Source organism: Caballeronia sp. M1242, assembly GCF_017220215.1.
Taxonomy (GTDB): domain Bacteria; phylum Pseudomonadota; class Gammaproteobacteria; order Burkholderiales; family Burkholderiaceae; genus Caballeronia.
Window position 1 is genome coordinate 1,556,345 of the sequence record NZ_CP071129.1, and the last position, 26,496, is coordinate 1,582,840.

20 protein-coding genes and 1 other RNA gene are annotated in these 26,496 nt (G+C 65.5%); 8 read left to right on the forward strand and 13 right to left on the reverse strand.

Annotated features, from left to right (window positions below; translation table 11 throughout):
• Window positions 1–41 precede the first annotated feature (41 nt).
• Genes rpoS through surE form a run of 4 tightly spaced genes read right to left on the reverse strand, consistent with a single transcriptional unit; the run spans window position 42 to window position 3,862 of the window.
• Window positions 42–1,148, reverse strand: coding sequence for an RNA polymerase sigma factor RpoS (gene rpoS / locus JYK05_RS07205; protein ID WP_175940447.1), 1,107 nt, complete (start codon window positions 1,146–1,148; stop codon window positions 42–44).
• A 13-nt stretch (window positions 1,149–1,161) separates the two neighbouring features.
• Window positions 1,162–2,103 carry a peptidoglycan DD-metalloendopeptidase family protein gene (locus tag JYK05_RS07210; RefSeq protein WP_175940662.1) on the reverse strand — a complete coding sequence of 314 codons (942 nt, stop codon included), beginning with the start codon at window positions 2,101–2,103 and terminating at the stop codon, window positions 1,162–1,164.
• Between the two features lie 5 nt (window positions 2,104–2,108).
• Window positions 2,109–3,107, reverse strand: coding sequence for a protein-L-isoaspartate(D-aspartate) O-methyltransferase (locus JYK05_RS07215; protein ID WP_206466509.1), 999 nt, complete (start codon window positions 3,105–3,107; stop codon window positions 2,109–2,111).
• Window positions 3,104–3,862 (reverse strand): 5'/3'-nucleotidase SurE, encoded by a 759-nt coding sequence (surE, locus tag JYK05_RS07220; RefSeq protein WP_175940449.1) that lies wholly within the window; start codon window positions 3,860–3,862, stop codon window positions 3,104–3,106. Before surE ends, JYK05_RS07215 begins: the two co-directional genes overlap by 4 nt.
• A 103-nt stretch (window positions 3,863–3,965) precedes the next feature.
• Here surE and JYK05_RS07225 point away from each other — a divergent pair, with 103 nt between their 5' ends.
• Window positions 3,966–4,940 carry an NADPH:quinone oxidoreductase family protein gene (locus JYK05_RS07225; RefSeq protein WP_206466510.1) on the forward strand — a complete coding sequence of 325 codons (975 nt, stop codon included), beginning with the start codon at window positions 3,966–3,968 and terminating at the stop codon, window positions 4,938–4,940.
• Window positions 4,941–4,963: 23 nt separating this feature from the next.
• On the opposite strand, the gene JYK05_RS07230 is transcribed toward JYK05_RS07225, so the two are convergent.
• The 9 genes from JYK05_RS07230 to ffs all read right to left on the reverse strand — a co-directional run bounded on the left by JYK05_RS07230 (window position 4,964) and on the right by ffs (window position 13,385).
• Window positions 4,964–5,797, reverse strand: coding sequence for an ABC transporter permease (locus JYK05_RS07230; RefSeq protein ID WP_206466511.1), 834 nt, complete (start codon window positions 5,795–5,797; stop codon window positions 4,964–4,966).
• 10 nt (window positions 5,798–5,807) lie between these two features.
• Window positions 5,808–6,638: an ABC transporter ATP-binding protein gene (locus JYK05_RS07235; RefSeq protein WP_206466512.1), complete on the reverse strand. Its 831-nt coding sequence runs from the start codon at window positions 6,636–6,638 to the stop codon at window positions 5,808–5,810.
• A gap of 2 nt (window positions 6,639–6,640) precedes the next feature.
• Complete coding sequence (locus JYK05_RS07240; RefSeq protein ID WP_206466513.1) at window positions 6,641–7,678, reverse strand: ABC transporter substrate-binding protein; 1,038 nt, start codon at window positions 7,676–7,678, stop codon at window positions 6,641–6,643.
• A gap of 94 nt (window positions 7,679–7,772) precedes the next feature.
• Window positions 7,773–8,978 (reverse strand): CaiB/BaiF CoA-transferase family protein, encoded by a 1,206-nt coding sequence (locus JYK05_RS07245; RefSeq protein ID WP_206466514.1) that lies wholly within the window; start codon window positions 8,976–8,978, stop codon window positions 7,773–7,775.
• Window positions 8,979–9,009: 31 nt separating this feature from the next.
• Window positions 9,010–9,234 (reverse strand): DUF1653 domain-containing protein, encoded by a 225-nt coding sequence (locus JYK05_RS07250; RefSeq protein WP_206466515.1) that lies wholly within the window; start codon window positions 9,232–9,234, stop codon window positions 9,010–9,012.
• 10 nt (window positions 9,235–9,244) lie between these two features.
• Window positions 9,245–9,841, reverse strand: coding sequence for a recombination mediator RecR (recR, locus tag JYK05_RS07255; RefSeq protein ID WP_175940456.1), 597 nt, complete (start codon window positions 9,839–9,841; stop codon window positions 9,245–9,247).
• Between the two features lie 50 nt (window positions 9,842–9,891).
• Window positions 9,892–10,218, reverse strand: a complete 327-nt coding sequence (locus tag JYK05_RS07260) for a YbaB/EbfC family nucleoid-associated protein (RefSeq protein ID WP_159836360.1) — start codon at window positions 10,216–10,218, stop codon at window positions 9,892–9,894.
• 135 nt (window positions 10,219–10,353) lie between these two features.
• The gene (gene dnaX / locus JYK05_RS07265) at window positions 10,354–13,158 is read right to left on the reverse strand and encodes a DNA polymerase III subunit gamma/tau (protein WP_175940457.1); all 2,805 of its coding nucleotides are present in this window, start codon (window positions 13,156–13,158) and stop codon (window positions 10,354–10,356) included.
• 128 nt (window positions 13,159–13,286) lie between these two features.
• Window positions 13,287–13,385: signal recognition particle sRNA small type (gene ffs / locus JYK05_RS07270), an RNA gene on the reverse strand.
• A gap of 332 nt (window positions 13,386–13,717) precedes the next feature.
• Here ffs and trxA point away from each other — a divergent pair.
• From trxA to JYK05_RS07305, 7 genes are all read left to right on the forward strand, one after another.
• Window positions 13,718–14,044 (forward strand): thioredoxin TrxA, encoded by a 327-nt coding sequence (trxA, locus tag JYK05_RS07275; RefSeq protein WP_008349330.1) that lies wholly within the window; start codon window positions 13,718–13,720, stop codon window positions 14,042–14,044.
• 281 nt (window positions 14,045–14,325) lie between these two features.
• Window positions 14,326–15,591, forward strand: a complete 1,266-nt coding sequence (rho, locus tag JYK05_RS07280) for a transcription termination factor Rho (RefSeq protein WP_159836362.1) — start codon at window positions 14,326–14,328, stop codon at window positions 15,589–15,591.
• 153 nt (window positions 15,592–15,744) lie between these two features.
• Window positions 15,745–16,572 (forward strand): zinc-dependent peptidase, encoded by an 828-nt coding sequence (locus tag JYK05_RS07285; protein WP_175940458.1) that lies wholly within the window; start codon window positions 15,745–15,747, stop codon window positions 16,570–16,572.
• Between the two features lie 155 nt (window positions 16,573–16,727).
• Complete coding sequence (locus JYK05_RS07290; protein ID WP_175940459.1) at window positions 16,728–16,982, forward strand: type B 50S ribosomal protein L31; 255 nt, start codon at window positions 16,728–16,730, stop codon at window positions 16,980–16,982.
• A gap of 235 nt (window positions 16,983–17,217) precedes the next feature.
• A complete protein-coding gene (locus JYK05_RS07295; protein ID WP_206466516.1) occupies window positions 17,218–18,981 on the forward strand; it encodes a glycosyltransferase family 39 protein in 1,764 nt (587 codons plus the stop codon).
• A 43-nt stretch (window positions 18,982–19,024) separates the two neighbouring features.
• Window positions 19,025–20,386, forward strand: coding sequence for an MATE family efflux transporter (locus JYK05_RS07300; protein WP_206468241.1), 1,362 nt, complete (start codon window positions 19,025–19,027; stop codon window positions 20,384–20,386).
• Between the two features lie 119 nt (window positions 20,387–20,505).
• Entirely contained in the window at window positions 20,506–26,496 is a 5,991-nt protein-coding gene (locus tag JYK05_RS07305; RefSeq protein WP_206466517.1) for an Ig-like domain-containing alpha-2-macroglobulin family protein, read from the forward strand.

The window sequence follows — 26,496 nt, forward strand, 5'->3', positions numbered from 1 at the left end:
AGAACAAGTGCGACGACGCCCTCGCGGGCGCCAGGTAAGCGCTAAAGCACGGCGTCCTTGCGAACGCCGTTGGACGCGAAGAAACGCTTGAGCCTCACGAGCGCCTCCTGCTGGATCTGGCGCACGCGCTCGCGCGTGAGACCCATTTCGTCGGCCAGCTCTTCCAGCGTGGCCGGCTCGATGTGATTGAGTCCGAAACGTCGCTCGATCACATGCCGATGCTTGTCCGACAGCCGCGAGAGCCACAAGCGCGTTAGCGTTTCGAGTTCGCGGTGCTGCACTTCGGCATCCGGCGACTGGCTTTGATCGTCGGAAAGCAGGTCGAGCAGGCTGCTGCCCGGATCGAGGTCGAGCGGCGCGTCGAGCGAAGCGGTGTGTTCGTTCAACGCGAGAATGTCGGTGACTTCCTCGGGCGTCTTGCCGGTGAGATACGCGATGTCGTCGATGCTGGCGTCGCGGCGCTCCGGCGCCACGGGATCGTTCGCGTTGGCGGAATTCTTCTCCAGATGGCGCTTCGCGCGCAGCACCTGATTCAGTTCGCGAATCACGTGGACCGGCAGCCGCACCGTGCGAGCCTGATTCATGATGGCGCGCTCGATGCTTTGACGTATCCACCAGGTCGCGTACGTCGAGAAGCGGAAACCGCGCGTCGGATCGAATTTCTCAATCGCGTGCATGAGGCCGAGGTTGCCTTCCTCGATCAGATCCAGGAGCGGCACGCCGCGATTCAAATAACCCTTCGCGATACTGACGACCAGCCGCAAATTGCGCTCGATCATGACCTGCCGCGCCTCGAACTCGCCGGCCTTCGCGAGACGCGAATACCGCTGCTCCTCCTCGACGGTGAGCAGCGGCTTCACGCTGATGCGATTCAGGTAATGCTGAATAGTGTCGGCCGTGAGTTCGGCCTGAAGCAGCGAGCGGAAGTCGTCCGCGTCGGGCGGGGAATCGTTTGCGCCGTCGGCGGTTTCAGCGCCGTCTTCCGCGCGCTTGCCGCGGCCCGCGCCGTCTTCGTCGGAATCGACATCGACGTCGATGTTCTCGGCGTCCTCGTCGCGGGTAGAAGCGCCCTCTTCCGCCGACACTTGCAAAGGTCGGCTGATCGTCTCAGTCTCGGCTTGCGGCAGGCGGCGCTTCGTTTTCGGCATGATGGCTCCGCTTTTATTGCGGCGGCAAATACTTCAGTGGGTCAACAGGTTTACCCTGCCGGCGAACTTCGAAATGCAACATCACACGGTCCGAATCGCTGTTCCCCATCTCAGCGATTTTCTGCCCTTTAGTCACCGCGTCTCCCTCTTTTACCATCAAAGCGCGGTTATGTGCATATGCCGTGAGAAAAGTCGCATCGTGCTTGATGATAATGAGATTGCCGTAGCCGCGCAGCCCGTTTCCGGAATAAACGACCCGCCCGTCCGCCGATGCGTTGACCGGATCTCCGGCCGCCCCGCCGATGTTCAAACCCTTGTTCTTCGCGTCGTCGAACGTGCCGAGAATCGGGCCGCGCGTCGGCCAGATGAACGCCGGCTGCGCTGCCGCCGCTGCGCTGTTGTCGACGCCCGCCGCCACGCCCGGTGCCGCGCCTGCCGCCGCGCCCGGCGCGGTTCCCATGCCGGAACTCGGCCCGTAGTACGGCGGCTGAGCCGTGCCCGTTGTCGTGCCCGGCTGCTGCGCGCCGCCGTTGAGCGGCTGCGCTTCGACTGCGCCACCCGCGATCGGCGCGGTCGACACGCCCGGCGTCGCCGCGGCGACATTCGCTCCCGGTGGCGCGACGCGCACCAGCTGACCGACCTCGATCTGATTCGGGTTGGTCAGATTGTTCCAGGCAGCGATGTCGTGATAATTCTGACCGTTTTCCAGTGCGATTCGATATAGGGTGTCGCCCGGTTTCACGCGGTAGAAGCCCGGCGGCGGCGGACCGTTGGACGCGGCGGCCTGGGCGGCATCCGTCCCGATGGGCGCGCCGGTCCTATCCACCACCGGCGCCATGTCCATGCGCGTCGAACACGCCGCCAGCACGGTTAGCGCAACGACGCACACGCTGCGCTGCGCCGCCGTCAGGCGAACGTTCGCACTCCCTACTCGCCAAGCACGCAAGATACTCATCGGTGTCAAATCACTCCGGATTTCAAAGGTACAAAGAAAACGCGATCCAGCTGCGACTCGCGCCACTGCGTCGCCGAAACGCGCGTGACGAGCGTCAGCACCTGCGACTGCGCGGCCTGCGATCCGACCGGCGCGACGAGCCTGCCGCCGACCGCCAGTTGATCCAGCAAGGCTTGCGGGACGTCGAGCCCCGCGCACGCGATGACGATCGCATCGAACGGCGCGGCCGCGGGCAGGCCGAGACGGCCGTCGCCATAGTGCAGCCGGATGTTCGGCACGCGCAGCGGCCGAAGATTGAGCTTCGCGCGCTCGGACAGCGGCCGCACGCGCTCGATCGAATAAACCTCGGTCGCGACCTGCGACAGCACCGCCGCCTGATAACCGCAGCCGGTCCCGATCTCGAGCACCTTGTCGAGCGTGCGGCCGGCCGCGACCAGTTCGATCATGCGCGCGACCACGGAAGGCTTCGAGATGGTCTGATGGTGACCGATCGGCAGCGCCGCGTCTTCGTACGCCTGCGCGGCGAGGCCGGGATCGACGAACATGTGGCGCGGCACGACCGACATGGCGTTGAGCACGCGCGGATCGGTGATGCCGTTTCCGCGCAGCCGCTCGACCATGCGCTCGCGCACGCGTTCGGAGGTGAGCGTCTGCGTGCTCGTCAGGGCGACGTTCGGCGCGCCCTTCTTCGTCGCGGCGTTGGTGTTCGCGTTCGGGTCGCGCTCAGCGGGACGCTGCGTGGTGCGCAACGCGCTCGTTCGTGGATGCGGCGCCTGCGCCGGACTGCGCGCTAAAGGAGAAGTCGCTGCGGGAACCGGCTTCCCGTTCGCCGTTTTGACAGCGAAAGCGGACGCCGCTTTCTGAGCGCCGCCCGCCGAACGCAACGCGCCGGGCGTGGCCGCAGGCTTCACGCGCGACGCATCCGCGCGGCCGGCGGGTTTGCGCGGCTCGCGTACCAGGTCCGCGAGCGCCAGCGGAAAGCGCTTGGCGCGCTCGTCCGTCATGAGCGGCGGCTCCCGGCGGCGGCCCATTCGCGCGTCTCGGCCATGAGCTTCGTGTGCGTCAGATCGAGTTGCAGCGGCGTGATGGAGACATAGCCGTTCGCCACGGCGTGGAAATCGGTGCCTTCGCTGGCATCGAGCGCATCGCCCGACGGCCCGATCCAGTAGATCGGATTGCCGCGCGGGTCCGTCTGCCGGATGACCGGCTGCGAAGGATGCCGCTTGCCGAGGCGCGTCACGCGCCATTCGCCGAGCTGGTCGTACGGCAGGCTCGGAATATTGACGTTCAGCAACGGATGACCCGGCATCGGATGTTCGAGGAAATGCGCGACGATTTCCGCCGCGACGCGCGCCGCATCTTCCAGATGAAGCCAGTCGCGGCCGACGAGCGAAAACGCGATGGCCGGAATGCCGAACATGAAGCCTTCGGTGGCGGCGGCGACGGTGCCCGAATACAGCGTGTCCTCGCCGACGTTCTGGCCGTTGTTGATACCCGACACCACGAGGTCCGGCTGCTCGTCCAGCATGCCGGTGAGCGCGATATGCACGGAGTCGGTCGGCGTGCCGTTCACGAAGTTGAAACCGTTCGGCGCGCGATGAATGCTCAACGGCCGCGACAACGTGAGCGAGTTCGACGAGCCGCTGCAGTTCTGCTCGGGCGCCATCACGGTCACGTCGCCGAGCGGCTGCAAAGCGTCGTGCAGCACGTTGATGCCGCGCGCCAGATAGCCGTCGTCGTTGCTGAGTAGGATTCGCATCTGACGATTGTAACCGAGGAAAGATGACGCGCGAACGCGCGCGCGGGCTCGTCCGGAGCGCCGCGCTGCCCTACACTGACTGCCTCGACGACGAGGAGACGACATGCGCGCCGTTCGCTGCAATCAATACGGATTACCCGATACGCTCACCATCGAAACGCTGCCGGACCTGCACACCGGAGCCGGGGAAATCATCATCGACGTGAAGGCGGCGAGCGTCAATTTTCCGGACGTGCTCATCATCCAAAACAAGTATCAGCTCAAGCCGCCGCTGCCGTTCACGCCGGGCGCGGAGTTGGCGGGCGTGGTGCGCGAAGTGGGCGCGGGCGTGACGCACTTCGCGCCGGGCATGCGCGTGGCCGCGTACACGGCGCACGGCGCGTTCGCCGAGCAGGCGCGCGCGAGCGAGACTGCGTGCATCGCGCTGCCCGATCACGTCGATCTCGCAGAGGCCGCCGCTTTCACGCTCGCCTACGGCACGTCGTATCACGCGCTCGTCGATCGCGGTGAACTGAAGGCCGGCGAGACGCTGCTCGTGCTCGGCGCGGCGGGCGGCGTCGGGCTGGCGGCGGTGCAGATCGGCAAGATCGGCGGCGCGCGGGTGATCGCTGCGGCATCGAGCGCGGAGAAGCTCGCGTTTTGCCGCGAGCACGGCGCGGACGATGTCATCGACTACACGAAGGAAGACTTGCGCGAGCGCATCAAGGCGCTAACCGGCGGCGACGGCCCGGATGTCATATTTGATCCCGTCGGCGGCGCGTATGCAGAACCGGCGTTTCGCAGCATCGCGTGGCGCGGGCGATATCTCGTCGTCGGCTTTGCGAACGGCGAGATTCCGAAGCTGCCTCTCAACCTCGCGCTCCTGAAAGGCGCGAGCATCGTCGGCGTGTTCTGGGGCGATCACATGCGCCGCGAGCACGCCCTCGCGGACCGCGAATTCGCGACAATGGTCGAGTGGATCGAAGCGGGCAAGCTGCGCCCCGTCGTCACGAAACGCTACACGCTCGAAGAGACGCCGCAAGCCCTCGACGACATGATGAATCGCCGAGTGACGGGCAAGGTCGTGATCGAGCCGTGATCGAGCCGTAGATCGCTGCTATCTCACAGCTTCTCGGTATCGCCGGTTTTCGGCTGCCATTTCATGAGCCGCCGCTCGACGAGCGCGACGAGCCCGTCGAGCACCAGCGCGAACGCAGTCAGCACGAGAATGCCGGCGAACACGGTGTTGATGTCGAACGTGCCTTCGGCCTGCAGAATCAGATAGCCGACGCCGCGCGCCGAACCAAGATATTCGCCGACGACCGAGCCGACGAACGCGAGCCCGACCGACGTATGCAGGCTCGAAAACACCCAGCTCGTCGCGCTCGGCAGATACACATGACGCAGCAGTTGCTTGCGGTTCGCGCCGAGCATCCGTGCGTTCGCGAGCACGACAGGGCTCACTTCCTTCACGCCCTGATACACGTTGAAGAACACGATAAAGAAAACGAGCGTCACGCCGAGCGCGACCTTCGACCAGATGCCGAGCCCGAACCAAACCGCGAAGATTGGCGCGAGAATCACGCGCGGCATCGAGTTGGCCGCCTTGATGTAGGGGTCGAGCAGCGCGCTCGTCGTGGGCGCGAGCGCGAGCCAGAGGCCGACCGCGAGCCCCGACACCGTGCCGATCACGAACGCGAGCACCGTCTCGATCAGCGTCACCCAAAGGTGGATATAAATCTCGCCGCCGCTAAACCACTCCCAGATGCGCACGAGCACCTTCTGCGGCTCGCCGAAGAAGAACGCGGCCTTGTTGGCGTCGTCGAAATACAAAGGCGGCAAGAGCGTCGGGCTGGTGAGCACGTACCACACGACGAAGCACGCGATGAGCAGCAGCCACTGCCACAGCGCGAGATTGGCCCGATTTGAACGATTGGGGCGCAGCTTGTTCCACATGTTCGTATTCTTAATTTGCGACGGCGGGCTTCAATTGCTGCTGATAGCCCTTGAGCACTTCCTCGCGCAGCACGCCCCAGATCTGCGCGTGCAATTCGACGAAGCGGGGATGCGAGCGAATCTCGGCGACATCGCGCGGACGCGGAAGGTCGATCGCGAACTCGCCGATAGGATGCGTGCCCGGCCCCGCCGACAGCACGACGACGCGATCGGACATGGAGATGGCTTCGTCCAGATCATGCGTGATGAAGAGCACCGCCTTGCGCTTCGCGGCCCAGAGTTCGAGCAGTTCGTTTTCCATCAACTGCCGCGTCTGGATGTCGAGCGCGGAGAACGGCTCGTCCATCAGGATAATGTCGGGGTCGAGAATCAGCGTCTGCGCCATCGCGACGCGCTTGCGCATGCCGCCCGACAACTGATGCGGATACCGGTCGCCGAAGCCTGACAGCCCCACGCGCTTCAGCCACGCTTCGCCGCGCGAGCGCGCTTCGTCCTTCGGCACGCCGTCGAACGCGAGGCCCGCGGTCACGTTGTCGAGCGCGGAGCGCCAGGGCATCAGCGCGTCGGCTTGAAACATGTAGCCGGCGCGGCGGTTGATGCCTTTCAGCGGTTCGCCGAACACGCTCACCGTGCCCGACGACGGCTGCAGCAAGCCCGCCGAGATGTTGAGCAGCGTGGACTTGCCGCATCCGGTCGGGCCTACCACGGACACGAACTCGCCCGGCGCAATCGACAGCGTGGTATTGCGAACGGCGGTATAGCGGTCCTTACGATTCTCGCGCGACGCGAACGTGCAGGTGACGTCCTGCAGCGCGAGCGCGGCTTCTAAGGGCGTCGCCACGATCACGCCTTGACCGAGGCGAGCGCCTTCTTCACGAAGTCGTTCGTCCAGGTTTTCGACAAGTCGATCGGCTTGCCCTTCACGGTTTCGTCGAACGCCTGGAGCGTTTTCAGCGACGTGGCCGGGCCGTCTTCCGGCATCAAGCCGTCGGGCGACATCGCTTCCTTCACGTGCTGCCACGAATCGAGATACAACGCGCGGTCGCCGAGCAGATAGCCTTCCGGCACCGTCGCGATCAGTTCCTTGCCCGATGCCGATTGCAGCCACTTCAGCGCGCGCACCATCGCGTTGGTGAGCGCCTGCGTCGTGTTCGGATTCTTGCTGATGAAGCTCTGCGACGCGTAGAGACAACCGGCGGGCATGTTGCCGCCGAACACGGTGCGGGTATCCGCGAGCGTGCGCGTGTCCGAGACGATGCGAATCTCGCCCGCGCGGTCGAGCTTGGTCATGACGGGATCGAGGTTCGCCATGGCGTCGATCTGGCCGGACTCCAGCGCCGCGATCGCGCCCGCTCCCGCGCCGACGCCGATAAACGACACGTCCGTCGCCTTGAGACCGGCCTTCGCGAGCACGAAGCTCGCCATGATCGACGTCGACGAACCCGGCGCCGTGACGCCGATCTTCTTGCCCTTCAGGTCCGCGACGGACTTGTAGTTCGGCATCGCCTTCTTCGATACGGCGAGCACGATTTGCGGCGCGCGACCTTGCAGCACGAATTCGCGGAAATACTGGTTCTTCGCCTGGAGCAGCAACGTGTGCTCGAACGCGCCGGACACGACATCCGCGCTGCCGCCGACCGCCGCCTGCAACGCCTTCGCGCCGCCGGCGAAATCGGCGATCTCGATATCGAGTCCTTCGTCCTTGAAGTAGTTGCGGCGCTCCGCGATGGTGAGCGGCAGATAGTAGAAAAGGTTCTTGCCGCCGACGGCGATCGACACCTTCGTCTGTTCCGGCTTGCCTTGCGCGAACGCGAGCGGCATGCCCGTCACTGCGCCACCCGCGAGCACGGCGCCGCTCGCGATGAACGTCCTGCGTTTCATCGTTGTTGTCTCCTGTCCACCGGATGTCGCATGAAGCGCGCTCCGGTTGCTTGTCATTCTGGTCTGCGCTGCCGGCCCGGGTGACGCGATTCGCTCAGATCACCTTGGCCGCCCGCAGTCGCGCGATATCGTCAGGATGATACCCGAGCGTTGTAAGGACTTCATCGGTGTGTTCACCGAGTTGCGGCCCGAGCCAGCGCGTCTCGCCGGGCGTTTCGGAGAGCTTCGGCGTGACGTTCGGCAGCGTGATCTCGCGGCCGTCCTGCCAGGGGAAGCGTTGCAGCATTTGCCGCGCGATGTACTGCGGGTCCGTGAACATGTCGGCGACGCTGTAGATGCGCCCGGCCGGCACGTCCGCCGCATTCAGCACGGCGAGCGCCTCGTCGATGCTGCGCGTCGAAAGCCACGCGGCGATGGCGTCGTCGATTTCCTGCGTGCGCGGCACACGGCCGTCGTTCGAGGCGAGCGCCGGATCGTTCGCGAGATCCGCGCGGTCGATGGCGGTCATCAGCCGCTTGAAGATGGGATCGCTATTGCCGCCGATGACGATGCTGCCATCGCGGCACGGATACGTGTTCGACGGCACGATGCCCGGCAGCGACGCGCCCGTGCGCTCGCGCACGAGACCGTAGACGCCGTATTCCGGCACCACGCTTTCCATCATGTTGAAGACGGCTTCGTAGAGCGCGACATCGACCACCTGCCCTTTGCCGCCGTTCACCTGCCGATGATGCAGCGCCATCAGCGCGCCGATCACGCCGTGCAGCGCCGCAATTGAATCGCCGATGGAAATGCCGATGCGCGGCGGCGGCAAGTCCGGATAGCCGGTGATGTGCCGCAGGCCGCCCATCGATTCGGCGATCGCGCCGAAGCCCGGACGGTCACGATACGGCCCGGTCTGGCCGTAGCCGGAAAGCCGCACCATCACGAGGCCGGGGTTCTCGGCAGAGAGCGTTTCATAGCCGAGACCGAGCTTTTCGAGCAAGCCGGGCCGGAAGTTCTCGATGACGATGTCCGCTTCCTTCGCGAGCCGCCGCACGATTTCCTTGCCCTCTTCGGCCTTCAGGTTCACGGTCACGGACTTCTTGTTGCGCGCCTGCACCGCCCACCAGAGCGACGTCCCGCCGACTTCCGGATAGAGCTTGCGCCACTTGCGCAGCGGATCGCCGCCGTTCGGGTCTTCTATCTTGATGACGTCCGCGCCGAACTCGCCCATGAAGCGGGCTGCGAACGGCCCCGCTATGAGCGTGCCCAATTCGAGCACCTTGACGCCGGCGAGCGGCCCCGCGGTTGCGCTCATGTTTTCGTCTCCTTTGTTTTTGTACGGGCTTTCAGAGCGGCAGATCCAGCGGCTTGAAGCGCGGCGTGCCGTCGGCGAGCGTTTCGGTGAACATTGCGGCGGGCCGCACCCATAAGCCGCGCTCGTGCGGCCACAGGTGTTCGTAGACGATCATCGCTTCTTCCGTTTCGGAGTGCCGCGCCACGCCGATCACGCGATACAGCCCGCCCTTGTAATGCCGATGCGTGGCGAGCGCGAGAGCTTCGCTTTCTGTCATGAAGTCTTCCTTATACGGAGCGCCGGTCGAGCATCGCGCGCGCGATGGTGCCTGCATCGACATATTCGAGCTCGCCGCCCACCGGCACGCCGCGCGCGAGCCGCGTGACCTTCAGCCCTTTCGACTTGAGCGTCTGCGCGAGGTAATGCGCGGTGGCTTCGCCTTCGTTGGTGAAGTTCGTCGCGAGCACGACCTCTTGCACGACGCCATCCAGCGCGCGGTTGATCAGGCGCTCGAAGTGAATCTCCTTCGGCCCGATGCCGTCGAGCGGACTCAACCTGCCCATCAGCACGAAATACAGCCCGCGATACGTGAGCGTCTGTTCGAGCATGATCTGGTCGGCGGGCGTCTCGACGACGCACAGCAGAGCCGGATCGCGCTCCGGATCGAGACAGACTTCGCAGACCGGCGCCTCGGTGAAGGTGTTGCACTTCTCGCAGTGACGCAGGTGCTCGGTCGCGAACAGCAGCGAATTGCCGAGCTTCTCGGCGCCTGCGCGGTCATGCTGCATCAGGTGATACGCCATGCGCTGCGCGGATTTCGGGCCGACGCCCGGCAGCGCGCGCAGCGCCTCGACGAGCGCCGACAGGGCGGAAGGTTGTTTCATGTGTCCTTCGTTGGCATCGAAACGCGCCGAATACGCTTCGGCGCGCGCGATCAGAACGGCAGCTTGAAGCCCGGCGGCATCGGCATGCCGGCGGTCATGCCGCTCATCTTTTCTTGCGTGGTGGCTTCGGCCTTGCGCACGGCGTCGTTGAACGCGGCGGCGACGAGGTCTTCGAGCATGTCCTTGTCGTCCGCGAGCAGGCTCGGGTCGATCTGCACGCGCTTCACGTCGTTCTTGCAGGTCATCGTCACTTTCACGAGACCGGCGCCCGACTGGCCCTCGACCTCGATCAGCGCGAGCTGATCCTGCATCTTCTTCATGTTTTCCTGCATCTGCTGAGCTTGCTTCATCAGCCCGGCGAGTTGGTTCTTCATCATGGTGCGGCTCCTTCCTGAAAAGCGGATATGCGGATGGCGGCGAGCGCGCCGCGACGTGCGGCGGCGCGCTTCGGGATTCAAGCCGCACATGCGGCGAATGTGCGGCGTGTCTTGCTGCTTACTGTACCGTGCCCGTCAGGCGGATGCGCCCGGCGTATGTCCGCCCGATGCGGCCAGCGGTCTGATCGAGCCTTGCACGATGCTCGCGCCGAAATCGCGGATGAGCGACTGCACGAACGGATCGCGCTGGATTTCCTGCTCGGCCTCCTGCTGCTTCTTCGCGCGTTCGGCTGCGTCGAGCGCGGCGGCCGTGCGGCGCGCGGGACCGACGCTCACATTGACTTCGACGGCGCGGCCGAGCTTCTCCGCGAGCGCGCTCTTGAGCTTCGCGACGTGGCCCGCGTCCTTGTACATCGGCACGGCGACGGTGAGCGTGACCGAATTGGCGTCGCAAGCGGTCAGTTCGCTGTTGAACGCGAGCTGATACGCGACGCCTTTGAGCGGCAGATCGACAGCGAGCGCGGGCCATTCCATGTCGACGCCGAGCGCATCGAGCGGCACGGCGGGCGGCAACGGCGCGGTGTCGGCCTTCGGGACTGGCTTCGGCGCGGGTTCGCTGCCAAAGCGCATGTCGTCGGGGCCGTTGTCGAACGCGGGAATATAACCGTCGTCGGGCGGCATGAAATACGCATCTTCCGACGATGCCGGCGCGTAGTCGTCCGGCGGCATATCCTCCCACGGCGGGATGACTTTCGCGGCGGGTTTGGCTTGCGGCTCGGACGTGGCTACCGGTGCCGACGCCGGTGTCGACGCGGATGCCGCTTGAACCGCCGGACGGCGCGGCTCCGGAACTTGGACTTTCACAGTGGGCTTGGCAACGGGCTTGGGCACAGCGGCCGGCGCGGTCGCCTGCACCGCCGATCCGCGCCCCGGACGATCCGACGACAGCCGCATGCCTGCGCTGCGCAGCACCTCGAGCGCGGCGCTAGCTCCGCTTCCGGCGCGGGAATTTGCGGGAGATTCCACGGATGCAGCAGCGTCCACCGTCTGTCGCGCGGCCGCGGTAAGCGGCGCGGGCGCGGCTGGCGGCTCGTTGGCGGCTTTGTCTTCCGGCCGCGTTGCCGACGTCAGCGACGCGGCTAGTGGCGCATTGCCCACATCGGTAGCTTCGCCTTCTGGCTCACTCCCGGAAGCGCGCGACGCTGCTGGTGGCGCATCGCCCACATCGGTGGCTTTGTCTTCCGGCCGAATCGCGGAGACGCGCGACGCGGCTGGCAGTGCGCTGTCTCTCTCGCCGGGCTTGTCTTCCAAGCGAGTGGCGGACACGGTCGACGCTGCTGGTGCCGCATCGCCCGCATCGGCAGCTTTGTTTTCCAGCCGATTCGCAAAGACGCGCGACGCGGCTGGCAGTGCTCTCTCTCTCTCGCCGGCTTTGGCTTCCGAGCGAGTCGCCGACACGGTCGATGCTGCTGGTGGCGCATCGCCCACATCGGCAGCTTCGTCTTTCGGCCGAATCGCAGACACGAGCGACGCGGCTGCCGGAGCGTTGCCGACATCGGCGGCTTTGTCTTCCGGGCGAGTCGCGGCAACGCGCGACGCACCCGCGCGTTCGACGTTCGTCGCGGACGCCTCGTCACTAGAAGTCGACGCGTGCGCCGGAGAAACACCGCTCCGATCACGGCCCTGCGCGTGCGGCTCGTCCGTCGCCGCAGATGCCCCGCTCGCCGCTTTCGCGGCAACCGGCGCGGGCGCCACCGCGCGTTCGGCCATCGCGCCGGCGAGCGCCGCGCTGCGCTGCGGCTTCGTCGCTTGCGGCGCGTTCACCGCGAGGCCGCCGCCACCACCGCCCGGCCCGCCCGCGGGCTCGAACGCCAGCATGCGCAGCAGCGTCATGGTGAAGCCCGCGTATTCGTCCGGCGCGAGGCCCAACTCGCTTCGGCCTACCGTCGCGATCTGATAGAACAACTGCACCTGCTCAGCGGACAGCGCGTCCGCGAAGCGGCGGATATCTTCGGCTTCGGGCCACTCGTCCAACACCGACGACGGCGCGAACTGCGCCCACGCGATTCTGTGGAGCAGGCTCGCCAGATCCTGCAGCGCGGTCGAAAACGACAGGCTGCGCAGCGCCATTTCGTCCGCGATGGCGAGCACCCCCGCGCCGTCGCCGGCGGCGAGCGCGTCGATCAGACGGATCAGATAGCTTTGATCGAGCGCGCCGAGCATGCCGCGCACGGCTTCCTCGGTCACCTGATTCGCCGAATAGGCGATAGCCTGATCGGTCAGCGAAAGCGCGTCGCGCATGCTGCCGTCCGCCGCGCGCGACAATAGCCGCAGCGCCTGCGGCTCGAACGCGATGTGCTCTTCGCCGAGAATGTGCTCGAGATGCGAGACGATATGCCCCGCCGGCATCTGTTTCAGGTTGAACTGAAGGCAGCGCGAGAGCACCGTCACCGGAATCTTCTGCGGATCGGTGGTGGCAAGAATGAACTTGACGTGCGGCGGCGGCTCTTCCAGCGTCTTCAGCATGGCGTTGAACGCGTGGTTGGTGAGCATGTGCACTTCGTCGATCATATAGACCTTGAAGCGCGCATCGACCGGCGCATACACCGCGCGCTCCAGAAGCGCGGCCATTTCATCGACGCCGCGATTGCTCGCCGCATCCATCTCCACATAGTCGACAAAGCGGCCTTCGTCGATTTCCCGGCACGCGCGGCACACGCCGCACGGCTTCGAGCTCACGCCGGTCTCGCAATTGAGCGCCTTCGCGAAGATGCGCGAAAGCGTCGTCTTGCCGACGCCGCGCGTGCCCGTGAACAGATAGGCGTGATGCAGACGGCCGCCGTCGAGCGCGTGCGTGAGCGCGCGAACGACATGCTCCTGGCCGACGAGCGACTCGAACGATTTCGGCCGCCATTTGCGTGCGAGAACTTGATAGGTCATGCGCGAAATTGTATCAGCAACGACTTGCGGCAAACGCGCGAGAGCGGGACGCGGCAAGCGTCGAGCGAGGCTGTCGCCGCACTGGAAAAACCGGGAAATCTGGGGAGAAGACAAGAAGAAAAGCGGAAGGTGACGAGCCCGACCCTCGGCACTGGTGGAAAGCGGCTGTGGCTGCTTCGTTCCCGACCTGACCAGGTTGACCGCGCCACCATGCGAGGAGGCCCGTCACGACGAATTGTATCACGCACCGCGCGCCGCCCGGAAGGCTCGCCGCGAACCTCGCTGCAAAGCGCGACCGTGCTCTTGTGCTTCGTGCTTTCGCCCTCAGATCGTCGCTATCGGGCACGGGCAACGGATAGCAAAGTAGGCTAAGATGGCATGTGACTTACCTGTGACCGTGCGTGCTCGAGCTCGAATCGGCGGGCGCGGTGGCGGGACATTCGTTCGCTCATGAGCTGTCGATTCAGCGGCAAAATGAGCGGCGAAATCCTTTTCCAGTTTTCGTGTATCGTGGCGAGCATTCCAACGCGGGCCTCGAATCAATAGAGGTATTCAGACAATGAGCGAATCAATCAAGCACATCAGCGACGCTTCTTTCGAACAGGACGTCGTCAAGTCGGATAAACCTGTCCTGCTCGACTTCTGGGCCGAGTGGTGCGGTCCGTGCAAGATGATTGCCCCGATCCTCGACGAAGTCGCGAAGGATTACGGCGATCGCCTGCAGATTGCGAAGATCAATGTGGACGAGCACCAGTCGACGCCGGTCAAGTTCGGCGTGCGCGGCATTCCCACGCTGATCCTGTTCAAGAACGGCGCGGTCGCCGCGCAAAAGGTCGGCGCCTTGTCGAAGTCGCAACTGACCGCATTTCTCGACAGCAACCTGTAACTGCACCACAGGCGGGCGTCGGCTTTCATCGACGCCCGCTCTGCGCGGTTTTGCGCGATTCCGCGCGATTCGAATGAAAAGCGCGAGAGCCGATGTTGTCGCACGACAACATCGGCCGAAAAGCCCCGTCCCCGGCCTATCCGAGGCTTGCGCGGCGTGTGCTATGCTAGAATCACAAGACTTCAAGAAGTATTAACTAGCAGTATTAAGTCTAGAGCGGTTCCGCTCACCTCTTCCCCAAATCTTTCTGTCGCACCTCTTCTCCCCGGCGGGAAATCCGTATGCATTTATCCGAGCTCAAGTCTCAGCACGTGTCTGCACTGATCGAGATGGCCAATGGCCTGGAGATCGAAAACGCGAACCGCCTGCGCAAGCAGGAATTGATGTTCGCGATTCTTAAAAAGCGCGCCAAGGCTGGCGACACGATTTTCGGCGACGGCACGCTCGAAGTGCTGCCCGACGGCTTCGGGTTTCTGCGCTCGCCCGAGACTTCGTATCTCGCGAGTACGGACGATATCTATATCAGCCCGTCGCAGATCCGCCGTTTCAACCTGCATACCGGCGACACCATCGAAGGCGAAGTCCGTACGCCGAAAGACGGCGAGCGCTATTTCGCGCTGGTGAAGGTCGACAAAGTCAACGGGCAGCCGCCCGAGGCCTCGAAACACAAGATCATGTTCGAGAACCTCACGCCGCTGCATCCGAATAAGCCGCTGCCGCTCGAACGCGAAATGCGCGGCGAAGAGAACGTGACCGGCCGCATCATCGACATGATCGCGCCGATCGGCAAGGGCCAACGCGGCCTGCTCGTCGCGTCGCCGAAGTCGGGCAAGACCGTGATGCTTCAGCACATCGCGCATGCGGTGAAGGCCAATCATCCGGATGTCGTCCTGTTCGTGCTCCTGATCGACGAGCGTCCCGAAGAAGTCACCGAAATGCAGCGCTCGGTCGCGGGCGAAGTGATCGCCTCGACCTTCGACGAACCCGCCGCGCGTCACGTGCAGGTGGCCGAGATGGTCATCGAGAAGGCGAAGCGCCTCGTCGAAATGAAGCATGACGTCGTGATTCTGCTCGACTCCATCACGCGTCTCGCGCGCGCCTACAACACGGTCGTGCCGGCATCGGGCAAGGTGCTGACGGGCGGTGTCGATGCCAACGCGCTGCAGCGTCCGAAGCGTTTCTTCGGCGCGGCGCGCAATATCGAGGAAGGCGGGTCGCTCACCATCATTGGCACGGCGCTGATCGAAACCGGCAGCCGCATGGACGACGTGATCTACGAAGAGTTCAAGGGCACCGGCAACATGGAAGTGCACCTCGAGCGCCGTCTCGCGGAAAAGCGCGTGTATCCGTCGATCAACCTGAACAAGTCGGGCACGCGCCGCGAAGAACTGCTCATCAAGCCGGATCTGCTGCAAAAGGTCTGGGTGCTGCGCAAGTTCATTCACGACATGGACGAAGTCGAAGCCATGGAATTTCTGCTCGACAAGATCCGTCAGACGAAGAGCAACTCCGAGTTCTTCGACCTGATGCGTCGCGGCGGGGGTTGATTCTCCGTCCTGTTTCGCGCTTTCAAGGAACCGCCTGCATCGTCAGGCGGTTTTTTTCATTGGCGCGTGGGCGCCCGGTCACGATGCCGTCGGGCTCGCATCCGTACAATCCCGTCTGTTCCTGCGCGATCCCGTGCACCACTCGACCGACCGATGCCCAACCTCTTCACCCGCTGGTTCGGCGCGCAACGCCGCGAGCGCGCGCTGCGCAAGTACGCCATCGACGACGCCCTCTGGCAGCGCACGCTCGACGCCTTCCCGTTTTTCGGCCACTTGAGCGCGCCCGACCGCGACCGCCTGCGCGAGCTGACGAGCCTGTTCATCGCGCAGAAGTCGTTTTCCACCGCGCACGAACTGGAACTGACCGACGACATGATCGTCGCGATCGCCGCGCAGGCGTGCCTGCCGGTGCTCAACCTGAGCCTCGATCTGTACGACGGCTGGGTCGGCGTGATCGTCTATCCGGGCGAGTTCGTGATCAAGAAGACCGTGGAGGACGAAGCCGGCGTGGTGCATGAGATCGAGCACGACGCGAGCGGCGAGGCGTGGGAAGGCGGCCCGGTCGTGCTCTCGTGGGAGGACGCGCAGATGGCGGACGGCTCGGACGCGTACAACGTCGTGATTCACGAGTTCGCGCACAAGATCGACATGGTGAACGGCGAGGCTAACGGGCATCCGCCGCTCTTTCGACGCTGGCACGCGCCGCTCGACCATGCCGCGTGGTCCGACGTGTTCGACAACGCCTACGACCAGTTCTGCGCGCGCGTGGACGCGGTGCCGAAGCGCCGCTGGGCGCGCTTCGAGCGAGAATCGCTGATCGATCCGTATGCGGCGGACCATCCGTCGGAATTCTTCGCGGTTTGCAGCGAGGCGCTCTTCGTCACGCCGCAGGCTTTCGAGGCCGAGTATCCCGAGTTGTATCGGCTGCTCGCGCGTTATTACCGCCAGGACCCGGCGAACGTGGGCGCGCTGGCGGGTTGAGTTCTGCGCACTGAGTCGTGCAAACGTCTCGGAAAAAGTATCAACCGACTGATTTTCTGGCATAATCTTCGTTTTTCGACCCCCAGGCAAGTGACTCGCTAAAGCCACCGTGAACGGTGCAGCGGGTTGGCTACCGCCAGATACCAGGAAACATCATGAAAGAAGGCATTCACCCGGATTACCGCGAAGTCCTGTTCGTCGACATGTCGAACGACTTCAAGTTCGTGACCCGCTCGACCATCCAGACGCGCGAAACCGCCGAGTACAACGGCAAGACGTACCCGCTCGCGAAGATCGAAGTGTCGTCGGAATCGCACCCGTTCTACACCGGCCAGCAGAAGATCATGGACACGGCCGGCCGCGTCGAGAAGTTCAACAACAAGTTCGCGCGCTTCTCCACCAAGAAGTAAGTCGGACTTCAGGGTTCAGCAAAAAGGGCAGCTTTGGCTGCCCTTTTTTGTCCCTGCGCCTGCTGTCGCTGCATCTGTCGTCGCGTCTTCGGCGAGCGTCGTTGCGCGCGGTTACATGCCGACGCGGCAAGACGCTACAGAAGCCGCTGCCCGACTACAATGCCGGATGCTCCGGCCCCGCCGCGCTTTTTGCACACGCCTGTCGGCGGTCCGTCTCTCCATCAAGCCTTCTCGCATGCGATCTGTCGTTCGTCTGACCGCCTCCGCCACCAGCGCCCTGCCGCGCTGGCTCCTGCTCGCCATCTGCATCACGTATGCGTCGTTCGGCCTCTTTGGCCGCGATCCCTGGAAGAACGAAGACGCAGCGGGCTTCGGCGTGATGTGGACGATGGCCAACGGCGACGCCCGCGACTGGCTCCTGCCGAATCTGCTCGGCAAGGCGCCGACCGCCGACGGACCGCTGATGTACTGGCTCGGCGCGACGTTCATTCGCCTCCTGAGCCCGTGGGTCGATGCGAGCAACGCGTCGCGCGTCGTGACGGGCCTGCTCTTCTGTCTCGCGTGCGCGTTCGTCTGGTATTCGACGTATCTGCTCGGCCGCCGCGAAGAAGCGCAGCCGTTCAAGTACGCGTTCGGCGGCGAGCCGGAACCGCGCGACTATGGCCGCACCCTCGCCGACGGCGCGCTCCTGATTTTGCTCGCGTGCTTCGGCCTGGCCGAGCGCGGCCACGAAACCACGCCGCAGCTCGCGCAGTTCGCCGGCACGGCCATGCTCATCTACGGCCTCGTGCGCAGCCTCGACAAGCCGGTACACGGCGCGCTCGTGTGGGGCGCGGCGATCGGCGTCGTCGGGCTGTCGAGCTCGCCGGTGCTCGTCTTCGCGCTGCTGCTCTGCACGCTCGCCATGACCATCATCGTGCGTCAGGTGCGCGCCGCGCCCTTGCTGATCTACGGCCTGCCGGTCGCCGTCGTGCTGATCGCCGCATGGGTGTTGCCGACGCTGCACTTCTTTCCCGACGACGGCGAGTGGTGGCTGCGCCAATGGTGGCGCACGAGCTTCTATACGTTCTCCGGGCCGCCATCGCTCGTGTTCGGCTACGCGATGAAGAACCTGCCGCTCTTCGCGTGGCCCGCGTGGCCGCTCGCGATCTGGGCGTTCGTGAGCTGGGGCGGCATGCGCCGCTCGCCGCACGTGGCGGTGCCGTTGTCGATCATTGGGCCGCTGCTGGTGCTCGTCGTGTTGCAGGCGCACGAGACCAACCGCCTCTTCCTGCTGCTCTTGCCGCCGCTTTCCGTGCTCGCGACGTTCGCGCTGCCGACGCTCAAGCGCGGCGCGATCAACGCGATCGACTGGTTCGCAATGCTCAGCTTCACGATCATCGGCTCGCTGGTGTGGCTCGTGTGGACGGCGGGCATGATCGGCTTCCCGGCGCCGATGGCGCGCAACCTCGCGCGTCTCGTGCCGGGCTTTCATCCCGAGTTCAAGCTCATTTCCTTCGTGTGCGCGGTGGCGGTGACGGTCTGCTGGTTCCTGCTCGCTCGCTGGCGGCTTGCGCGGCATCCGAAGGTGCTGTGGCGCAGCGTCGTGTTGTCGAGCGCGGGCACCACGCTGATGTGGGTGCTGCTCATGACGCTTTGGCTGCCGGTCGTCAACTACAGCCGCACGTATCGCGACGTGGCGGAGCAGATCGCCGATCATCTTCCGCCCGACTACACGTGCATCTCGCCTGTGCGTCTCGGCGATGCGCAGATCGCGACCTTCGCCTATTTCGGCGGCATGCATTTCGCGTTCGACGAAGATTGCGATGTGATCCTCCGACAGGACCGCGCCGATTACGGCGATCCGCCCTCCATCTCGACGTTCCAGTGGAAGCTCGTGTGGGAAGGCCGCCGCGCCGCCGACCGCGACGAACGCTTCCGCCTCTACGTGCGCATCCAGCGCCCCGCGCCGCCGGCGAAGAAGCCGTTGCGCCCGCGCACGCTGCGCCGAACGCAGTAAGGCCATGCTTCCCAAGCTCTCGATCCCGAACGGCCAGGCCGGCATGTGGCGCGACGTGCGAACCATCGCGGCGCTCGCGTGGCCGGTGCTGATCGGGCAACTCGCGGTGATCGCGTTCGGCGTGATCGACACCGCGATGGTCGGCCGCTTCTCCGCCACCGACCTCGCCGCGCTCGGTCTCGGCTCGTCGGTCTATATCTCCATCTACATCGGCCTGACGGGCATTCTCGTCGCGCTTCAGCCGATTGCCGGGCAGCTTTTCGGCGCGGGACGCGAGAGCGAGATCGGCGAGGAGACGCGCCAGGCGCTGTGGCTCGCGGTGGCGCTGACGGTGATCGGCTTCGTGCTGCTCTTCTTTCCCGAGCCGCTTCTGAGTCTTGCTAAGGCGCCGCCCGCGCTGCACGAACGCACGGTGCAGTATCTGCGCATCTTGTCGTTCGGCTTGCCCGCGAGCCTTGCGTTTCGCGTCTACAGTTCACTGACCAACGCGGTCGGCAAGCCGCGGCTCGTGATGTTTCTGCAAGTCGGCGGCCTGATTCTCAAGTTTCCGCTCAATACGTGGTTCATCTTCGGCGGCGCGGGCGTGCCGGCGCTCGGCGGCCCCGGCTGCGCGCTCGCGAGCACGCTCATCAACTGGGTGCTGGCGGCGGTCGGCATGACGGTGCTCGTGAAGTTCGAGTTCTTCCGCCCGTTCGGCATCTTCTCGCGCTTTTCGTGGCCCGCATTCAGGCGGCAAGTCGCGCTCTTGCGGCTCGGCATTCCGATGGGGCTTTCCTATCTGATCGAAGTGACGTCGTACACGTTCATGGCGCTCTTCATCTCGCGCTTCGGCACGACGACGCTCGCGGGCCATCAGATCGCGGGCAACCTCGGCGCGGTGCTCTACATGACGCCGCTTGCCATCGGCATTGCCTCGTCCACGCTGGTTTCGCAGGCGCTCGGCGCGCGGCGCTTCGACGACGCCGCGTCGATCTCGCGGCACGGCATCGGCATGGCGTGCGTGCTGGCGTGCGTGTACGGCGTGATCCTGCTCGCCGCGCGGCCGCACATCATCGCGGCCTATACGCCCGATGCGAACGTCATCGCGGCCGCGATGCCGCTCGTGCTCATCATCGTCTTCTATCACCTCTGCGACGCGCTGCAGATCACCACCGCGTTCATACTGCGCGCGTACAAGGTGACGCTGGTGCCTACCGTGATTTATGCCATCGCGCTGTGGGGCATCGGGCTCGGCGGCGGTTATCTGCTGGGCTTCGATGTCGGCGGCGCGGTGCCCGCGTGGCTGCAAGGCGCGCGCGGATTCTGGATCGCCAATTCGCTGAGCCTCGGCGTGGCGGGCGTCGGACTGTTCCTCTACTGGCGGCGCGTGAGCGTGCGGCATCTCGATACGGTGGACGCGGACTGAGCGAGCGCGTGTCATCAAAAGCGGGAGAAAGCGTCGAAAAGCGTCGATGGCCGTGCCGCATAGACGGAATTCGGTAGGAGTCCCGTAAAATCCCGCCCGAGGAATCTCGGAGCGAGTGGATGAGCCGCGTTACGAACACACAAAAATGGATCCTGGCCGCAACCACCGTGCTGGCAGCGCTTGGCCTGAGCGCCGCCGTGCATCGTGCCGATGCCGCGCGCGCCGCCAGCGTCTCGCCCCAAGGCAAGGTCACGCAGGCGAGACAAGTCGTCGTCAAGTTCGACGAACCGATGACCGCGTTCGGCAATCCCGCCGCGGCGGCGCCCGGCAAGATCGCGTGTAGCGGCGCGCCGGCGTCGGCCACCGCGGGCAGCGCCCGCTGGATCGACCAGAAAACGTGGGCCTTCGATTTCGCCGCCGATCTGCCGCCCGGCGTGCGCTGCTCGATTGACCTCGACGCCGGCCTGAAATCCGCCGCAGGCAACGCGCTCGCGGGGCCGAGCCACTTCACGTTCGAGACCGGCGGGCCGTTCGTGACGGCCATTCAACCGGACTACGGCGACATCGAGGAAGACCAGGCGTTCGTGTTGCGGCTAAACGGTCCGGCGACACAGGCTTCCGTGCTCGATCATGTGTGGTGCGAATCGAGCGCAATCGGCAATCGCATCCCGGTGCGCATGCTCGACTCCGCCACGCGCGGCGCGATCCTCAAACAATTCCACTACGAGAAAGAAAGCGACCGCGTTCTGACGCTCGCTTGCCAGCAGACGCTGCCCTCCGCGACCAAGATGCAGCTCGTCTACGGCGTCGGCGTGACGGGACCGAGCGGCATTCCGAACGATGCCGAGCGGCGCTTCGAGTTCAAGGTGCGCGAGCCGTTCAAGGCAGGCTTCACGTGCGAGCGCGAGAACGCGCAGGCGCCGTGTACGCCGCTGCGGCCGCTGCGCGTCACCTTCACCGCGCCGATCAGCCGCACCGACGCGCAGAAGTTCGTTCTGCGCGGACCGAAGGGCACCGCCGCGCCGCACTTCGATCCCGACAACAAGGACGACGAAGTGAGCGGCGTGGAATTCGCCGCGCCGCTGCCCGAGCGCGCGAGCCTCACGATCGAAGCGCCCGCCGATCTGAAAGACGTGAGCGGCCGCAAGCTCGCCAACGCGGATTTCTTCCCGCTCAAAACGCAGACCGCGCCGATGCCGCCGCTCGCGAAGTTCTCTTCGGGCGAGTTCGGCATCATCGAACGCTTCGCGGAACCGAACATGCCCGCGATGCTGCCCGTCACGCTGCGTCATGTCGAAGCGGATCTGCATGTGCAAGGGCTGAATTCGGGCACGTCGAAGATCACGAGCCTCCGGGTCGATGCGGACACGGACATCCGTCAATGGATGAAAACCGTCGAAGCATTCGGCGGTATGTCGATCAATCGAAGAACCGTGGAATCGCTCGCGCCGCATGCGTTGACCAACGGCATCGCGCCGATCGTCACGAACACGACAGACGGTGTGTACTTCGACGCGCGCTCGCTCTCGCTTCTGAGCAAGCACGCGGGCGTCGAGACGCTGACGCTGCCGGCGGCCGATCCGAAGGCGCTGCGGCCGTTCGAAGTCGTCGGCATTCCGCTTAGCAAACCCGGCTTTTATGTGGTCGAACTGGCGTCGCCCGCGCTTGGCGCATCGCTGATGGCGAAGCATCAGGCGATGTACGTGCGCACCTCCGTGCTCGTCACGAACCTCGGCGTGCATCTGAAGCAGGGGCGCGAGAACAGCCTCGTGTGGGTCACGACGCTCGACAAGGGCAAGCCCGTGCCGAACGCGCAAGTGCGCGTGACCGACTGCAACGGCGAACAGGTCGCCGCCGGCGTCACCGATGGAGAAGGCATCGCGAGAATCGGCAAGTCGCTCGCGCCGCTGCACGAGTGCAACGGAACTAGCCTCGCCTACGGCGGCTTCTTCGTCTCGGCACGCGTCAGTGATCCCGCGACCGGTCCCGACATGGCCTTCGTGATGTCGGACTGGAACCGCGGCATCGAATCGTGGCGCTTCAACGTCCCAACGGACATGAGCAGCACGCGGACCACCCGCGCGCACACGGTGTTCGACCGCACGCTGCTGCGCGCAGGCGAAACCGTGTCGATGAAGCACCTCATGCGCGTCGAGACGCTCGGCGGCCTCGCCTTTCCGAAGCGTTATCCGACGCGCGTGACGATTCGCCATGTCGGCAGCGGACAGACGTGGCATCTGCCGCTGACGTGGGCCGCCGATCACAGCGCCGACTCCACCTTTACTGTGCCGACGGCGGCTAAACTCGGCGAGTACAGCGTCTCGCTCGACGACGGCACCGCCCAAGGCACGAGCGATGACGACGACGCCCGCGTCACGGAGTCCTACGAAACCGGGAGCTTCCGCGTCGAGGAATTCCGGCTGCCGGTGTTCAAAGGCTCGATTTCTGCCGGCGACAGCAAGTCGGCCGGACTGATCGCGGCGCGCGAAGCGCCCGTCTCGGTGCGGCTCGAATACGTGCAGGGCGGCGCGGCGTCGAAGGTGCCGGTCGCGGTGTCGGCGCTCGTGAAAGACATCGCGCCGCCTTTCGCTTCGCAATACGACGCCTTCAGCTTCGCGCCGTATCGCAAGCCGGCCAACGACGGCGCGAGCGCGCCCGCCGAGGACCAGAACGACGACGACGAAGCGCAGCAGCAGCAAAGCGATGCCACGACGAAGCTCGTCGCCGACAAGGAGCGCGTCACGCTCGACCGCGACGGCGTCGGCAAGTTGACGGTCGCCCCGCTGCCCGCCGTCGATGCACCGAAGCGCCTCGCGCTCGAAGCCACTTTCGCAGATCCGAACGGCGAAGTGCAGACCATCAGCGGCAACACGACGCTCTGGCCCGCCGCCGTGGCGGTCGGCGTGAAATCGGGCTCGTGGGTGTCGGTCGGCAGCACGGTGCCGGTGCAGGCCATCGCGCTCGATCTGCAAGGCAAGCCGCGCGCCGGCGTGCCGATGCAGATCAAGGGCATCGTCCACGCGATGACGAGCTCCCGCAAGCGCATGGTCGGCGGCTTCTATGCCTACGACAACCACACCGAGACGAACGATCTCGGCACGCTGTGCAGCGGCAAGAGCGACGACCACGGCCTGCTGTCGTGCGAAGCGAAGCTCAAGCAGCCGGGCAATATCGATCTCATCGCCGTCGCGAAAGACGGCGACGGCCGCGAAGCCAACGCGACGACGTCCGTCTGGGTCACGCGCGAAGACGAACTGTGGTTCGGCGGCGAGAACACCGACCGCATCGACGTGTTGCCGGAAAAGACCAGCTACGAGCCGGGCGAGACCGCGCGGTTCCAGGTGCGCATGCCGTTCCGCTCGGCGACGGCGCTCGTCGCAGTCGAACGCGAAGGCATCGTGGAAACGCATGTGGCCGAACTGAACGGCAAGGACCCGACCATCGATCTGAAGGTGCAGGATGCGTGGGGGCCGAACGTGTACGTGTCGGTGCTCGCGCTGCGCGGCCGCTTGCGCGACGTGCCGTGGTACTCGTTCTTCACCTGGGGCTGGAAGGCGCCGGTCGAATGGGCGCGCGCGTTCTGGTACGAAGGCCGTCAGTATCAGGCGCCGACTCCGCTCGTCGATCTGTCGAAGCCCGCGTTCCGCTATGGACTGGCGTCGATCAAGGTGGGCATCGCGTCGCACAAGCTCGCGGTCAGCGTAAGCCCGGACGCGAAGTCTTATTCGGTGCGCGGCAAGGCGCACGTGAAGGTGAAAGTCGCCCTGCCCGACGGCAAGCCCGCGCCGGCTGGCACGCAAATCGCCGTCGCAGCGGTCGACGAAGCGTTGCTCGAACTCATGCCGAATCAAAGCTGGAACGTGCTCGATGCGATGCTGCAGCAGCGCGCGTATGGCGTGGAGACATCGACGGCCCAGATGGAGATCATCGGGCGGCGGCACTTCGGGCGCAAGGCAGTGCCTGCGGGCGGCGGCGGCGGCCATAGCCCGACGCGCGAGCTTTTCGACACGCTGCTGCTCTGGAATCCGCGCGTGACGCTGGATGCGAACGGCGAGGCAACGCTCGACGTGCCGCTCAACGATTCGCTCACGCGCTTTCGGATCGTGGCAATCGCGGCGGTCGGCGCGGGCCGCTTCGGCACGGGCAGCGCATCGATCCAGACCGGCCAGGACCTGCAACTGGTCTCCGGCCTGCCGCCACTCGTGCGCGTCGGCGATACGTTCCGCGCTCAGTTCACGCTGCGCAATACCACGCCCCGCGCGATGCGCGTGCTCGTGACGCCGCGCGCCGGATCGCTCGCGCTCGATTCGCGCACCGTCGCGCTCGCGGCCGAGTCGTCGCAGGAAGTCGCATGGGATGTGACGCCGCCGGATATGCCCGGCGGGGAATCGTCGGCGAGCCTCGCGTGGAACGTGAGCGCCGTCGAACAAGGCACCGGCAAGGCGAGCGATGCAGTGAAGCTCACGCAGCGCATCGTCGCGGCGATTCCCGTCTCGGTGCAGCAGGCGACCATCGCGCAAGTCGACGGCACGCTGAGCGTGCCCGTCGCGCCGCCCGCCGACGCTACAAAGACGGCTGCCGGCACGGTGCGCGGCGGCATCGCGGTGTCGTTGCAGCCGAAGCTCGCGGACGGCTTGCCGGGCGTGCGCCGCTGGTTCCTCAACTATCCGTACAGCTGCCTCGAGCAGCAGACTTCGCGCGCGCTCGGGCTGATGGACGCGGCGCAATGGCAAGCGGTGCTCGCGCATATGGCCACGTATCTGGATGCCGATGGCCTCGCGAACTACTTCCCGCCGTACGACGACTCCCGTGCGACCGGCAGTCCGACGCTCACGGCCTACCTGCTCGCCGTGACCGACGAAGCGGCCAAAACGGACCGCCGCTTCGCGCTGCCCGCCGACCTGCGCGACAGGCTCACGGCAGCGCTGGCGAACGTCGTCGACGGCAAGATCCAACGCAATTTCTGGGCTCCGCGCAACGGTTTCGACTTCGAGAAGCTCGCGGCCATCGAAGCCCTGTCGCGCTATGGCGTCGCGCAGCCGCGCATGCTGGATTCGATCACCATCGCGCCGAATCAGTGGCCGACTTCCGCTGTGCTCGATTACTACGCGATCCTCTCGCGCGTCGATGGCATTCCGGACCGCGAAGTGAAGCGCGCGCAAGCCGAGCAGATCATCCGGGCACGGCTCACCTATCAGGGCACGCGCCTGACGTTCTCGACCGCGTCGGACGACGATCTCTGGTGGTTCATGACCGGCGTCGAGACCAACGCCGCGCGCACCGCGCTACTCTTCGCCGACGCGCCCGGCTGGAAGGACGAGATGCCGCGCCTCGTCGCGGGCCTGCTCGCGTTGCAGACGAACGGCGCATGGTCCACCACGACGGCCAACCTGTGGGGCTCGCTCGCGGTCGCGCGGTTCTCGCGCGTGTTCGAAAGCACGCCGGTCACGGGCAGCACGGACATTCGCCTCGGCGCGTCGTCGAAAACGGTGGACTGGGCCGCCGCCGCGCCCGCGCCGATGGCGTCCGCCACGCCGATCACGCGCACCGCGAACACGCGCAGCGTGATGCTGCCGTGGTCGACCGGCTCGCTTGCGCTCACGCAGCAAGGCACCGGCAAACCGTGGGCGACCATCGAGAGCCTCGCCGCCGTCGATATGAAAGCGCCGCTTGCGGCCGGCTATCGGATCGCGAAGACCATCACGCCGGTCGAACCGGCCGTGAAAGGCGCGTTCTCGCGTGGCGATATCGTGCGCGTGAGTCTCGACATCGACGCTCAAAGCGACATGACGTGGGTCGTCGTCAACGATCCGATTCCCGCCGGCGCGACGATTCTCGGTTCCGGGCTCGGCCGCGATTCGGAATCCGCCACGCAAGGCGAGCGAAGCAGCGGCCAATGGCCGATGTACGTGGAGCGCGCGTTCGACGGTTATCGCGCGTATTACGACTATCTGCCGAAGGGCAAGCTTCATGTGGAATACACAATGCGCCTGAACAACGCCGGCAGCTTCGGCCTGCCGCCGACGCGCGTGGAGGCGCTCTATGCGCCGTCGACCTTCGGCGCGCTGCCCAATGCGCGGATGGTCGTGAACCCGCTCGCCGCGAGATGA